14 protein-coding genes are annotated in these 13615 nt (G+C 66.4%); 4 read left to right on the forward strand and 10 right to left on the reverse strand.

Annotation, left to right across the window (positions count from 1 at the left end; genetic code table 11):
• Positions 1–167: 167 nt before the first annotated feature.
• The 3 genes from CH306_RS21780 to CH306_RS21790 are packed head-to-tail and all read left to right on the forward strand — an operon-like array spanning position 168 to position 2021.
• On the forward strand, positions 168–884 hold the full coding sequence (locus tag CH306_RS21780) for a TVP38/TMEM64 family protein (protein ID WP_094647930.1): 717 nt from the start codon (positions 168–170) through the stop codon (positions 882–884).
• A 31-nt stretch (positions 885–915) separates the two neighbouring features.
• Complete coding sequence (locus CH306_RS21785) at positions 916–1515, forward strand: hypothetical protein (RefSeq protein WP_032398042.1); 600 nt, start codon at positions 916–918, stop codon at positions 1513–1515.
• Entirely contained in the window at positions 1512–2021 is a 510-nt protein-coding gene (locus tag CH306_RS21790) for a hypothetical protein (protein ID WP_032398041.1), read from the forward strand. The genes CH306_RS21785 and CH306_RS21790 overlap by 4 nt, the downstream gene beginning before the upstream one ends.
• Before the next feature lie 13 nt (positions 2022–2034).
• On the opposite strand, the gene CH306_RS21795 is transcribed toward CH306_RS21790, so the two are convergent.
• From CH306_RS21795 to CH306_RS21805, 3 genes are read right to left on the reverse strand one after another with little or no spacing between them, the layout of a single operon-like run.
• Positions 2035–3225, reverse strand: coding sequence for an SPFH domain-containing protein (locus tag CH306_RS21795; protein WP_094647931.1), 1191 nt, complete (start codon positions 3223–3225; stop codon positions 2035–2037).
• A 4-nt stretch (positions 3226–3229) separates the two neighbouring features.
• Positions 3230–3661, reverse strand: a complete 432-nt coding sequence (locus CH306_RS21800) for an NfeD family protein (protein WP_032398457.1) — start codon at positions 3659–3661, stop codon at positions 3230–3232.
• A gap of 54 nt (positions 3662–3715) precedes the next feature.
• On the reverse strand, positions 3716–4525 hold the full coding sequence (locus CH306_RS21805) for a DUF3097 domain-containing protein (RefSeq protein WP_032398456.1): 810 nt from the start codon (positions 4523–4525) through the stop codon (positions 3716–3718).
• Between the two features lie 76 nt (positions 4526–4601).
• On the opposite strand from CH306_RS21805, the gene CH306_RS21810 reads away from it, so the two are divergent.
• Positions 4602–5429 carry a hypothetical protein gene (locus tag CH306_RS21810; RefSeq protein WP_179272735.1) on the forward strand — a complete coding sequence of 276 codons (828 nt, stop codon included), beginning with the start codon at positions 4602–4604 and terminating at the stop codon, positions 5427–5429.
• Between the two features lie 33 nt (positions 5430–5462).
• On the opposite strand, the gene CH306_RS21815 is transcribed toward CH306_RS21810, so the two are convergent.
• The 7 genes from CH306_RS21815 to CH306_RS21845 all read right to left on the reverse strand — a co-directional run bounded on the left by CH306_RS21815 (position 5463) and on the right by CH306_RS21845 (position 13360).
• A complete protein-coding gene (locus CH306_RS21815; RefSeq protein WP_094648011.1) occupies positions 5463–6539 on the reverse strand; it encodes a ferrochelatase in 1077 nt (358 codons plus the stop codon).
• 100 nt (positions 6540–6639) lie between these two features.
• Entirely contained in the window at positions 6640–7464 is an 825-nt protein-coding gene (gene inhA / locus CH306_RS21820) for an NADH-dependent enoyl-ACP reductase InhA (protein WP_032398037.1), read from the reverse strand.
• 73 nt (positions 7465–7537) lie between these two features.
• On the reverse strand, positions 7538–8260 hold the full coding sequence (gene fabG1 / locus CH306_RS21825; protein WP_094630006.1) for a 3-oxoacyl-ACP reductase FabG1: 723 nt from the start codon (positions 8258–8260) through the stop codon (positions 7538–7540).
• Between the two features lie 66 nt (positions 8261–8326).
• Positions 8327–9319: a VWA domain-containing protein gene (locus CH306_RS21830; protein WP_094647933.1), complete on the reverse strand. Its 993-nt coding sequence runs from the start codon at positions 9317–9319 to the stop codon at positions 8327–8329.
• Positions 9316–10305, reverse strand: coding sequence for a DUF58 domain-containing protein (locus CH306_RS21835; protein WP_032398034.1), 990 nt, complete (start codon positions 10303–10305; stop codon positions 9316–9318). The genes CH306_RS21830 and CH306_RS21835 overlap by 4 nt, the downstream gene beginning before the upstream one ends.
• Positions 10302–11570 carry an AAA family ATPase gene (locus CH306_RS21840; RefSeq protein ID WP_373453990.1) on the reverse strand — a complete coding sequence of 423 codons (1269 nt, stop codon included), beginning with the start codon at positions 11568–11570 and terminating at the stop codon, positions 10302–10304. The genes CH306_RS21835 and CH306_RS21840 overlap by 4 nt, the downstream gene beginning before the upstream one ends.
• A gap of 269 nt (positions 11571–11839) precedes the next feature.
• Positions 11840–13360: an NlpC/P60 family protein gene (locus CH306_RS21845; protein WP_094648012.1), complete on the reverse strand. Its 1521-nt coding sequence runs from the start codon at positions 13358–13360 to the stop codon at positions 11840–11842.
• Between the last annotated feature and the right edge of the window lie 255 nt (positions 13361–13615).

The following is a 13615-nucleotide window of genomic DNA, read 5'->3' on the forward strand; positions in this document are numbered from 1 at the left end:
TGTGCTGCTCCCTCGGTTCGGCCGGGTAGTCCTTCGCCCGACGTGAAGTGATGCTAACCCCACCGAGTTGCACATTATCGTGAGGATCACCTCACGTTCGATCGTGCAGTGGCTCTCGGACTCGGGAGGCGACGAGGTGTCGTCTCACGCCGGTACGCTGGCCTCTCGTGACCCGGCACCTGCGTGACGTTCGACTGATCGCGCTGCTGGCGGTGATTGCCGTCTTCGCTGTGGTAGCGGTGTTCGCACCCCATCCGAGTGTCGAACAGATTCGTGATTGGGGTGCGTCCGTCGGTCCGGCATTTCCGCTCGTGTTCTTCGGTGTGCACGCGATCGTGACCGTTGCGCCTGTCCCGAGAACGCTGTTCACGCTCAGTGCAGGAGTGTTGTTCGGGCCCCTGACCGGTCTGGCGGTCACCATCGGCGCGTCGACCGTCAGTGCGATGCTGGCGCTGCTGTTGGTCCGTGCCATCGGTCGCGACGCCGTGGCAGCGCGGATGTCGCACTCGGCTCTCGATTCGGTGGACGAGAGTCTGCGTCGACGAGGATGGCTGGCCGTCGGCTCCCTGCGCCTGATCGCGCCGGTGCCGTTCTCGTTGGTGAACTACGCGTGTGGGGTGTCGGCGGTTCGGCTCGTCCCGTTCGCCCTGGCGACGGCCGTCGGGATGCTGCCGGGCACGCTCGGAATCGTCGTGATCGGCGGAGCGATCGGAGGCGAGACACATCCGGCGCTGCTGGTGTTGTCTGCGGTCTGTATCGCGATCGGTCTGAGTGGGCTGGTGGTGGATTGGCGGCTCTCGCGAGGTTCGCGATCCGTGCCTGCTCCTGCGGGCGGTCGACAGGCCGGGAACCTTGATTCCGACGAATCAAGCCTTGAAGCTTGACTAGACCACATCAACGATCTAGCCTTGTCCGATGTTCGTGCTGACCGTGGACCAACGCCGCAGTAGACGCGATATCGATCGCGTGCCCGAACTGCTCGAACGCTATCGCGACCACGAACTGATCCGGCCCTTCGAGCGCACCGCAGGAGACGAAGTGCAAGCCGTCTGCGAGGACGCCGCTACCGTCGTCTCGATCGCTCTCGAACTGGTCGCCACCCCGCACTGGAGCGTCGGCATCGGCATCGGTTCCGTCGAACTCCCGCTACCCGAGACGACTCGCGCCGGACGCGGACCGGCGTTCGAAGCAGCCAGAGACGCCGTGACCCGAGCCAAGAACGCCCCGGCTGCGCTCGCCGTCAGCGGTCCCGACGACGCTGCCGCCGAGGACGCGGAGACGGCATCGACCCTGGTTGCGCTGCTCGTGATCAGACGATCGGACCAGGGGCGAGAAGCGGTGGAACTCATGGCCCGCGGGTTCTCGCAAACCGAGGCGGCCGAACGGTTGAAGATCAGCAAACAAGCCATGTCGCAACGACTCTCGGTAGCCGGCTGGCACGTCGAGAACGCAGGTCGCACCCTGGCGACTCGACTGCTCGACACCGCGAACACGACGGGAAACCACAGGCCATGATCGTTGCCACCCTGGTGCTACTGGCACTGACCGCAATTGCCGCCATCGTCCCCACCGGCACCGGGATTCGCCGATGGCTGCCCACCGTCGCCGCGTCGAGTCTCCTCGTGGCAGCGGCAGTCCTGGCCACGGTGGCCGGACCGGCCTACGGTCTCGGCCATGCCGTCGGAGTCGTCCTGAGCGTCGTCGCAGCAGCCCTGGGTGGAACGGCGGCGGTACCCACCGTGTTTCGCATCGCACGACGACGCAGCGACTCGACCGGAGACGATCCGGTCGAGCCGCTGCGTGGTGGACTGACCATAGGCGTCCTCGAACGCGTGGCCGTCGCCGTGTCGATTCTCGCCGGATGGCCGGAGGGCATCGCGATCGTGCTGGCAGTCAAGGGCCTCGCGCGCTATCCAGAACTGCGGGAATCCCATGCCTCCGAACAGTTCATCATCGGTACCTTCGCCAGCGTCCTGTGGGCTCTGGCCGCTGCCGGGGTCGGCACGGCCCTGATCAGCTGATCGGGGCCGTCCCTCAACGCTGTTCCGGCTCCGGCTCCGCCTCCGGCGACGCCGCCAGGGCACCGACGTCGAACCCCTTCGACAGCTCGGGCGCGGACGCCAGCGACGTGTCGACCGGCTTGCGCGCCACCGCTTCTGCAGCCTTGACCGCCTCGGCGACCGCCGGATCGGTCTTGGTCTCGAACCATTCGGCAACCTCGTCCGAATCGTCCTCCGGCTTGGGCTCGTTGCCGGCCGACTCGTTGGGCTCGTACCGGAACACACCGTCTTCGCCGGGCGCACCGAGTGTCTTGGCGAACCCCTTGAGAGCGTCACCGAAATCGCTCGGGATCATCCACACCTTGTTCGCATCGCCCTGAGCCATCTGCGGCAGCGTCTGCATGTACTGGTACGCGAGCAACTCGGGCGTCGGCTTGCCTGCCTTGATGGCGCCGAACACCTTCTCGATCGCCTTGGCCTGACCCTGAGCTTCGAGGTACTTCGCGGCGCGGTCACCCTGCGCCCGCAGGATGCGGGACTGGCGCTCGCCCTCGGCGGTGAGGATGGCTGCCTGCTTGCCGCCCTCGGCCGCGAGAATCCGGCTCTGCTTGTCTCCCTCGGCCGTCTTGATCGCCGATTCGCGATGGCCTTCGGCGGTGAGGATGGTCGCTCGCTTCTCGCGATCGGCCTTCATCTGCTTCTCCATCGACTCCTGGATCGAGGGCGGCGGGTCGATGCTCTTGAGCTCGACTCGGGCCACGCGCAGGCCCCAACGGCCGGTGGCCTCGTCCAGTACGACCCGCAGCTGCCCGTTGATCGAATCACGCGAGGTGAGAGTTTCCTCCAGCGTCATTCCACCGACGACGTTGCGCAGAGTGGTGGTGGTCAACTGCTCGACACCGACGATGTAGTTGTTGATCTCGTACACGGCCGATTGCGGGTTGGTGACCTGGAAGTAGACGACGGTGTCGATGGACACGGTCAGGTTGTCCTTGGTGATCACCGGCTGCGGCGGAAACGACACGACTCGCTCACGCAGGTCGACCTTGGCACGGATGCGGTCGACGAACGGCACGAGAAACGTGAGCTGACCGGACACGGTGCGCGTGTAGCGGCCGAGCCGCTCGATCACGGCGGCCTCGGCCTGCGGGACGATCGAGATGGACTTGGCCATCAACACCGCGACGAATGCGACGATGACAGCCAGTGCGATGAGTGCTTCCACGTGGCTACGGTCCCTTCCATACGACGGCGGTTGCGCCGTCTATCTCCATCACGGTCACGGTGGTACCCGGGGCATAGACCTCGGTCTCGTCGAGTGGACGAGCGGTCCACACCTCCCCACCGAGCTTGATCTGGCCTTCGTGGGCAGTGACCTGCTCGAGAACGATCGCACTCTTGCCGGTGAGCGCAGCCATCCCCATCGGGGTTTCGGGCGGAGTCGCGAAGCGACGCAACAGTATCGGTCTCAGACCGAGCACCAATGCCAGCGACAGGACGCCGAAGACGATCGCATCGGCCCACACGGGGAAGTCGGTCAGAGCCGATACGCCTGCGGTGCCGAGCGCGCCGCCGGCGATCATGAGAAGAAAGAAGTCGCCCGTCAGTGCCTCGGCACCGGCGAGAACCACTGCCGCTATGAGCCAAATGATCGCTGCCACAGCCTCCATCCAAGCACGAATCGGACAATTGCCGGTGCGTTGCTGGACACAGCCCTACTCGGTGACGAAGTCGACCAATTGCTCGACGGCTCCGATCAACGGTGCTTCGAGATCACGGAAGCTCGAAACCGACGAGTACACCCGACGCCACCCCTCCCGCGGACTGCCCCACCCCAACTCTCGACAGATTCCGGTTTTCCAATCCTCACCCCGCGGGATCTTCGGCCAAGCATCGATGCCGACAGCAGCGGGCTTGACCGCCTCCCAGACGTCGATGAACGGATGACCGGTGACCAGAACGTGTTCGCCCAGCGACCTCGTCAACTTCGACTCCTTGGAACCGGTCACCAAGTGGTCCACCAGAACTCCCACACGGCGGCCCGGGCCGGGACCGAATTCCGCCAACCGCTCCCCCAGATTGTCCAGACCTTCCAGATGCTCGACGACCACGCCCTCCACCCGAAGATCGTGTCCCCACACACTTTCCACCAGGGCCGCATCGTGCACGCCCTCGACCCAGATGCGACTGGCGCGGGCGGTGCGCGCGCGGAGACCCTCGACCTTGGTCGAACCGGATGCGGAGCGCGTCGGTGCCGCCGCAGCCGCCGCAGGCTTGGGCCGAACCAGGGTGACCCGACGTCCGTCGATCAGGAACGCCGCCTCGCGCAGGGCGAACAGCCGCGTCGTGCGGGCACCGTCCTCGAGCCGGACGAAATCTCCGTCGTAGGTGCGCTCGAAGCCGACCACGGCACCGCAGTACCCGGTGCCGGCATCTTCGACGACCAATCCGCGCTCGGCCGACACCTCCGGTGCCGGAACCTTGCGCATGCGACTGTGCCCTCTGAGAATGTCTCCGCCGTACATGTCGTTCACGGCGACCAACGCTAGCGACACCGGCGTCCCGAGCACCGTTCGCCACGCCGACCTATGCTCGTGAGTCGTGTGTTCCTCTAGCGCAAGTCTCGCCCTGTGGGCCGGTTCCTGGCTGGCCGGTGCCAGCTCGCCCGACGACGTCATCGACGCCATGTACGAGTGGGCACCGATGCATCTGGTGGGTGCAGGCGATGCCGACGCGGCAGTGAATTTCGGGCTCGAGCATCCCGGCTACGCCGATGGAATCGCGGGTCTGCTGCACGCGATCAGGGCGGCTGCAACAGCGTCGACTCCCGAGGCCGGCGACGATCGAGTCAAACTCGTTCTGCCTGCCCCCGGCGCAGTGACCGGACTGCCCGCGAACACGGATTTCTCGCGTGCCGCCCTGAACGCGGGGCAGGCCGTGATCGTCGGGAGCTCGGGCAACGCCGGCATCGGTGTGGTGCCCGTCGTGGAGGGACCGGATGTGTTGCGCTGGACCGTGTACTCGATCGTCGTCCCCGAGCACGGTCATCGAGATCAGGGGTTGGGTGAGGCCGAGTACGAAATGCGTGAGGCCGTGCGCGGCGCAGCGGACGCGCTCGCGCAGATGCAGTCGCTACCCACCCGCACCCTCGACACCGATCCGCGCACCCGTATCGCCGCACTGATCGCCGACGCGGCACGGCATCGCTACCCGGCAGAGATGTCCGACAGAGCGTTCCGCGTCCTCGAATCGGCGGACCGGGTCGCCGCCATTCTGACGGTCGCGGCGGGATCGGCTCCGTCGGAGGCACCGACCGCGTCGGCAGCCGCGGCGCGTGAAGAACTTGTTCGACCGCTGTGGGCTGCGGTGCGCACCGCGCGCACCATTGCGGTCGCGACGAGCATCGAAGCGGCGATGCACTCCGCCTGACACCCGTTGGACGCAGGTGCCGGGCGGACGCGTTCACGACGTGGCTGCGGGCCTGGAGGGCCGGGTGGGCTGCTCACAACAGCCGACGGCGCAGCGACTGCCGTCCAGCGTCGAACCGTAGCCGGGCACACTGCCGAGGCCGCGGCACCGTCCACCGACTCGGTATTCGTCCACGAGCTCGCGAATCATCTGCGGAAAACGCGCATCGGATCCGGGAGTACCTGCACGGGCGAAGGCCATTCCCAGTTCACGGGCCTTCTCCTCCGCTTCGGTGTCCAGATCCCACACGACCTCGAGGTGGTCGGACACGAATCCGATCGGACACACGATGACGGCGTCGACGGACTTCTCCGACAGCGCTTCGAGGTGATCACAGATGTCGGGGTCGAGCCACGGCACCTGCGGAGGGCCGGAGCGGGATTGCCACACCAGGTCGTAATCGTCGACGCCCGACGCGGCTGCGACGAGCCTCGATGCCTCGGCCACCTGACGGCTGTAGAGGTGACCGCCGTCCTGGGGCGGGCCCGCATTGGCGTCGGCGGCCGAGGGGATGGAGTGTGCGGTGAACACCAGACGTGCACCGGCGCGGTGCTGCTCGGGCAGTGAGGCTCGCGCCGATGCGACGGCGTCGCCGAACGCGTCGACCATCAGCGGGTGGTCGTAGTACTGCCGGATCTTGAGCAGATGCGGTGCATCGTCACCGACGGCGGCGCGGGCCCGGGCGATGTCCTCGTGGTACTGCCTGCATCCGGAGTATCCGCCCCACGCGGAGGTCGGGAAAACGAGCGCGTTCCTGATTCCGTCCGACTTCATGGTCGCGACGGTGTCCTCGATCATCGGATGCCAGTTGCGGTTTCCGAAATAGATCGGCAGATCGACTCCGGCGGAATCGAATTCGCTGCGGAGCGCCTCGATGATGTCTCTGTTGAGTCGGTTGATCGGCGAGACTCCGCCGAAGTGCATGTAGTGCTCGACGACGGCGTCGAGCCGCTCGGGCGGCACTCCACGACCGCGAGTGACGTTCTCCAGGAACGGGCGTACGTCGGCGGGCTGTTCCGGCCCGCCGAACGAGAGCACCAACAATGCGTCGAAGTCTCCAGGGGTGGTCATGTTTTCCATTGTGCCCCCGTCGCCGACCGGCCCCTGCGGGGGTCCGATCGGCGAACCAAACCTCTCGGCGGGCGCACGTGCGGGTGCGCCCACCGCGGCATCACATGTTCTCGGGCAGGTACGTGTTGTGGCTGGCTCCGCCGTCGACGTACACGATGGATCCAGTGGTGCCGGGCAGCCAATCCGAGAGCAACGCGACAATGGACTTGGCGACGACGGTGGGGTCGTTGACATCCCAACCGATCGGGGCAGCACCGTCCCAGTAGACGTTGAGCTGGTTCATCTTTGCCGCGTCGTCCGTGGCCGTACCCGCGATGGCCTTGGCGGCGAGGGTCTTGATGGGGCCGGCAGCGACGAGGTTGGAGCGAATGCGCTTGGCGGCGCCCACTTCCCGGGCCACGTAGCGGTTGACCGATTCGAGAGCAGCCTTGGCCACGCCCATCCAGTTGTAGTACGGCATCGACGTACGAGGATCGAAGTCCATTCCGACGATGGAGCCACCCTCGTTCATGACCGGCAGAACTGCACGCGCAAGCGATGCGTAGCTCCACGCCGAGATCTCGAATGCCTTCGCGGCGTCGGGGCCGGGGCCGTCGAGGAACGGCTTGGCGTCGGGGCCCATCAGGGTGCGGGGCGCGAATGCGATCGAGTGCAGAACCCCGTCGATACCTTCGGGCGCGACCTCGCGAACGCGGTCGGCCAACGCCGCCAGGTGCTCCTCGTTGGTGGCGTCGAGCTCGATCGCCGGCGGCACCTCCTTGGGTAGACGCTGTGCGATGCGGTCGATGAGCCGGAGCCGATCGAACCCGGTGATGATCACCTTGGCACCCTGCTCCTGCGCCATGGCCGCGGCGTGGAACGCGATCGAGGCATCGGTGATGATGCCGGTGACGAGAATGGTCTTGCCTTCGAGCAATCCGCCCATAGTGCTGTGTTCCTTAGCTTTCGAAGATGAAATCGATGACGTCGAACTGAAAAATACTGTGCAAGAACGGCTCTCAGTGACCCATGCCCATGCCGCCGTCGACGGGGATGACGGCACCGGACACGTAGGAGGAGTCGGGGCCGGCCAGGAAGCTCACGACCGCCGCGACGTCCTCGGGCTGCCCCAGACGCTGAAGCGGGATGAATTCCTTGGCCTTGCCGCGTAATTCGTCGGAGAGTTCTGCGGTCATGTCGGTTTCGATGAATCCCGGGGACACCACGTTCGCGGTGATCGAGCGTGATCCGAGCTCACGAGTGATCGACCTCGCCATGCCGATGACACCGGCTTTCGAGGCGGCATAGTTGATCTGCCCCGGTCCGCCGGCCATGGCCACGACCGAACTCAGGAAGATCATCCGGCCCCAACGCGCGCGCAGCATGGCACGGTTGGCGCGCTTGGCGACCCGAAAGGCCCCGGTCAGGTTCGCGTCGATCACGCGCTGGAACTGCTCCTCGGTCATGCGCATCAGCAACGTGTCGTCGGTGATTCCGGCGTTGGCCACGAGCACCTCGACCGGACCCTGCTTCTCCTCGACCTCCTTGAAGGCCGCGTCCACCGAGGCGGAGTCGGTGACGTCGCAGACGACTCCCAACAGCCCGTCGGGGGCGCCGGAGCCGCGGTGGGTGACGGCCACCTTGTGTCCGTCGGCTAGGAGCCGCTGGGCAATGGCGAGACCGATACCTCGGTTACCTCCGGTGACGAGTACCGATCGCGCGATGAAGTCAGGTGTGGACATGCCTAGCAACCTATCTGTTCGTCCTGGAATGACAAAGCGAAACTTACTGGTGAGTAAGAACAAAGATCACGGCAGACGTTGCCGCATCACCAACGCCGAACCGAGGCCGACCGATATGCAGAGAACACCGAGTATCAGCCACGGACGCGACGCGTCGCCGCGGGTGATCTCGAACCCGATCTGTTCTTCGAGGGTGTCGTAGACGTCTCGGAGACCCTCGAGCGACGACGCGGAGAAGAAGCTGCCGCCGGACAGGTTCGCGATCTCTCGCAACGACGGATCGTCGACCGGTACGGGGACGCGTTCGACGCCGTTCTCGTCCTCGATCTCGACCGAGCCGTAGCTGGTGCCGAACGAGATCGTGGAAATGGGCACGTTCTTGTCCTTGGCGGCACGCGCTGCGGTGTACCCGCCGCGTGGGTCGTCGAGGTTCTGCGGGACGGTCTGCTTACCGTCCGAGAGCAGCACGATGCGCGCAGGCGGTGCCGCGTCGCCGCCGCCGAGGATGGCACCGAGAGTGTCGATGGACTGGAGCGAGGTGAAGATCGCCTCGCCTGTGGCCGTTCGCTCGCTGAGCTGCAACTTGTCGATGGCGGACTTGGTGGCCTCGCGGTTGGCCGTTGGCGAGACCAGAACCGAGGCCGTACCGGCGAACGCGACCAGTCCGAGATTGATGCCGGGTGTCAGACCGTCGGCGAAGGATTTCGCTGCTTCCTGCGCGGCGGCCAACCGAGTCGGCTCGACGTCCGTGGCCTCCATGGACAGTGACACGTCGATCACCAGCATGACCGTTGCCCGGTTCCGGGGCACGCGTTGATCGGCGGTGGGGCCGGCCAACGCGACGGTGAGGAACATCAGGCCGACCAGAACGAGAGCCGTCGGCAGGTGCCGCAGCCGATTGGGCCGATCGGGTGCGACGGACTCGAGCAGTTCCATGTTGGAGAACCGCAGTACGTGCTTCTGCTTGCGCCGCTGGACCCAGACGTATCCGACCGTCAGTGCGACGACGACGACGAGAAAGCCCAGCCACCACGGCGAGGCGAAATCGGTCAGGCTCATCGCGGCGCCCGCGCGGTGTTGGTGAACCCGGCCCCGATGGTGTGCCTGCGTGCGGTCACGAACCGTACGACGTCGGCGATCCAGTCACCGTCGGTACGGAGCGTCAATCGAGGTGCGCCGCACCGCCGCAGCGCCTTCTCCACGTCGTCGCGGTGTGCCGCGGCTGCGCGCGCAAAATCTGCCCGCAACCGCGGTGTCGTACTGAATTCGCGAGTACGACCGGATTCCGGATCGTGGAGAACGACGTCACCGACGTCGGGCAGTTCGAGATCACGTGGGTCGAGTACCTCGACGGCCAAGACGTCGTGACGCGCGGAGATGGCACGGAGCGAGCGCTCCCAGTCGATCGGCCCGAGAAAGTCGCTGATCACCACTGCCATCCCACGGCGTCGTTCGGGGCGTCGCAACGCTTCGATGGCCGCGCGCAGGTCGCCGCGCACACCGTCGGCTGCAGCAGGAGTGGTGGCAATGGCGCGAAGCATCGACTGCGTGTGCACGCGGCCGCCCCGTGCCGGAATGCGGTTGGTGTCCGAACCTGTTGCCACCACCGCGCCGATTCGATTTCCGCCACCGCCGGACAGATGCGTGATGGCAGCCGAGGCCGCGACCGCGAGGTCGCGCTTCTCGCACCCTGTGGTGCCGAAGTCCAGGCTGGCCGACAGATCGACCACGAGCCAGGTCTCCAGCTCGCGGTCGGCGACGGACTGCCGCACGTGCGGATGCGTCGTACGCGCGGTGACCGACCAGTCCATCTGGCGAACGTCGTCACCCGGCTGGTACTCCCTGGCATCGCCCGGCTCGGACCCCGGACCGGGTATCAATCCGAGATGGTCACCGTGCAACACCCCGTCCAGCCGTCGACGCACGGTCAGTTCCAGGGTCCGCAGCGCTGCGGCCAGCTTCGGATCACGCAGCTCACCCGAGCGGAACGACGGTGGCCGGGAAACGACGGCTCGGCCCGCGGAGGCGGTGTCGGGTCCGCTCACTGCCCCGGCGTACCGATCGATGATCCGTCACCGGACGGCTTCTGCAGAGACGGTGCGGGCTGGCCGTACTGCCCGGCTTGCGGATGGCTCTGGGGCCCTGGCTGCTGGGGACCCGGCTGCTGGGGCGCAGGCGGTTGGCCCTGGCCGGGAAACTGACCGGGTGCCGGGTACTGCCCCTGCGGCGGGTAGGGCCCCTGCGGCTGACGTCCGTCGAAGTGCTGCCCGGCCGGACCCCCTCCGTTGCTCTGCGGCACCGGTACCGCCTGCGGCGACACCTGCGGTAGACCGACGGTCTGCAGCACCCGGGAGATGACCGTCTCGGGGGTCACCTCGTCGGCCAGAGCGTCGTAGGAGAGCACGAGACGGTGCCGGAGCACGTCGGGAATGACTTCGAGAACGTCCTGAGGAACGACGTAGTCGCGACCACGGAGCAGAGCCAGTGCGCGGGAGGCCGCGATGATGCCGAGTGTCGCACGTGGCGATGCACCGTAGGCGATCCAGCTCGCCACGTCGTCCATCCCGAACTGCTCGGGCGTTCGGGTAGCGGCGATGACCCGCACCACGTAGTCGACGAGCGCGTGGTGCACGAACACCGAGCTGGCCAGATTCTGCAGCCGAACCAACTCGGCCGGGTCGAGGATCTGCTTGGGCTCGGGGGCCTTGATGCCCATGCGGTAGACGATCTCGCGTTCCTCTTCGACCGTCGGGTAGTCGACGACGATCTTGAACAGGAACCTGTCTCGCTGAGCTTCGGGAAGGGGGTACACACCCTCGTTCTCGATGGGGTTCTGCGTGGCCATCACCAGGAACGGGTCGGGCATCGGGAACGTCTTGCCGCCGATGGTCACGTGCCGCTCCGCCATGACCTCGAGCAGTGCGGACTGAACCTTGGCCGGTGCACGGTTGATCTCGTCGGCCAGCACGAAGTTGGCCACGACGGGTCCCAGTTCGGTGTCGAACTCCTCACGGCCCTGACGGTAGATCCGGGTGCCGACGAGGTCGGTGGGCACCAGGTCGGGAGTGAACTGAACTCGTGAGAACGAACCACCCACCACCCGTGCGAAGGTCTCGACGGCGAGGGTCTTGGCGACACCGGGGACGCCCTCGAGCAACACGTGTCCGCGTGCGAGCAACCCCACCAGAATGCGCTCCACCAGTCGGTCCTGACCGACGATCACGCGCTTGACCTCGTACACGGCCTTCTCGAGAAGTTGGACGTCCTCGGCCAGGGCCGGACTGTCCACCCGCTTCGGCTCCGCACTCAGTGGATTCGGAGTCGCAGACTCGACTCGCGTCGACCCCTCGTCGTTCGAAATCCGGCCGTCACGTGATGTCACCAAGAATTCACCGCTTTCAGTCGATCGTCGTCGGGCTCGTTTCGTACCGCCGCAATCAACTATTCCAGGTGATCGGTGTGTGCGCCGAAAGGCACCCCCGACGGGAAGCCGGAGTGGAGCCTGCGGAACGACTCGAGAAGCCGGAGTGGAGCCTGCGGAACGACTCGAGTAGCCGGAGTGGAGCCTGCGGATCGCGGTCAGGACACCATGCGCACGGCGTACGGCGTCATTCCGCTGTAGCGAACGTCGGACACCTTCACCACCGAACCCGATTGCGGGGCTTCGAGCATCTTGCCGTCGCCGAGGTAGAGCGCGACGTGTTGGCTCGCGTTGGGTCCGTAGAAGATCATGTCGCCGCGCTTCATCTCCGAGGACGGCACCTGCTTGCCGGCGGTGTATTGGTAGCCGGTGTAGTGCGGTAGCGAGATACCCAGTCCTGCGAAGGCGTAGATCATCAGCCCCGAGCAATCGAAGCCGACCTTGTTGTAGTCGCCGTAGCTGTCGGCGACTCCGCCGTCCCTGATGCCCTTGGTCGGTCCGTTCTCGTCGCCGCCGCCCCATGAGTACGGCACACCGAGCTGGCTCATTCCGCGGTCGATCGCCAACTCGACAGCTGCGCTGCCGGTGACGGACGGGGTCGTGGAGGTCTTCGGTTTGGTGGGCGTCTTGGGCTTGGTGGGGGTGGTGGGCGTGGTCGTGGTCGAGCTGTCCGAGTCGGTCGACGCGCTCGAATCGTCGTCCACGTCCACGTGCGAACGCTGGCCCTCGGCGATGGCGGCCGCGCGTTGCTGCGCCGCCAGGTTGGCCGACACTCGGGCAGCTGCCTGCACAGCAGCTTCCTTCGCTGCGGCCGTGGCGGCGGCAATGGCCGCGTCCTCGGCCGCCTTCTGCGCCTCCCAGTCGCCGTATGCGGCTCGCTGGTCTTGCAGACCGGCGACGTTGCTGCGGGCGGCATCGAGTTCGGTCTGCGCCGAGTCGCGCTCCGATTCGATCGTGGCCTTCCGGTCGGCCTCTGCCTGCAGCGCGGCCTGCGCCTCGGCGATCGCCTGCTCGGCCTCCGCCTTCTTCGCCTCTGCTTCCGAGGCAGCGGCGTCGGCTTGCTGCTTGGACTCACGCGCTGCCGAGTCGCGGTTCGCCTGCTCGGTACGGGCTCGCTGTAGGCCGTCGAGTACTGCGTTCTGACTGTTGGAGAGAATCTTCAGGACCTGGGCGCGGTCCAGGACGTCGTCCGGTCCGCTGGATCCCAGGAACGACGCCATCGAGGCGACGCCCGAGCCCTGGGTGTAGCTCGATTTGGCGAACTCGTCGAACTTGGCCTGGGCCGCCTGGATCTGGGTGCCTGCGTCGGCGAGAGCCTGCTGTGCGGCACCGACGACCGCGGCGGCCACGTCGGCCGCGTCGCGCGCATTCTGCAGATCGACCAGGGCCTTGTTGACGCCTTCGCGCTTCGACGCGACCTCGTCGTCGAGTTGGGCGAGCTGCTGGTTGGCCGAGGCGATCGCGTCGATCAGTTGGCCGACTCGGCCGAGGCTCGAATCGACGGCGCTGCCCGCGGCGGCGATGTCGGTGTCCGAGGGGTTGGGCGGTGGCGGTGGTACCGCGGCGGCAACCCCGGGAAGGGTCGCCGTCAACGCGAGAACGAGGCCTGCGCCTACCAGCACGAATCGGGTACGGACGAGTGCACGGCGGTGAGTTCCGCGGACTTGACGTCGGCTCACAAATGTCTCCCTCGGGTCCGGCATTCACTCGGGTTCGCGTCGAACCGTCGTGCCGTCGGGAAGCTCTCCGTCCTCCACCCCGATCGCAGGTGACGGTGAGCGCTCTCGCCGGGCAGGAAAGAAACACGCAGCGATACGACAGGTGCGAACCACGTCAGTCACACCCGAAGCAGTGGCCTCCCGAGTTCCCCACGGATGACAACCGCCTTCTGCGACACTCCTTCCCCAGCAGTGCCAATGGCACCGTACGACACT

It is taken from the genome of Rhodococcus sp. 15-725-2-2b (assembly GCF_002259075.1).
Classification (GTDB): Bacteria; Actinomycetota; Actinomycetes; order Mycobacteriales; family Mycobacteriaceae; genus Rhodococcoides.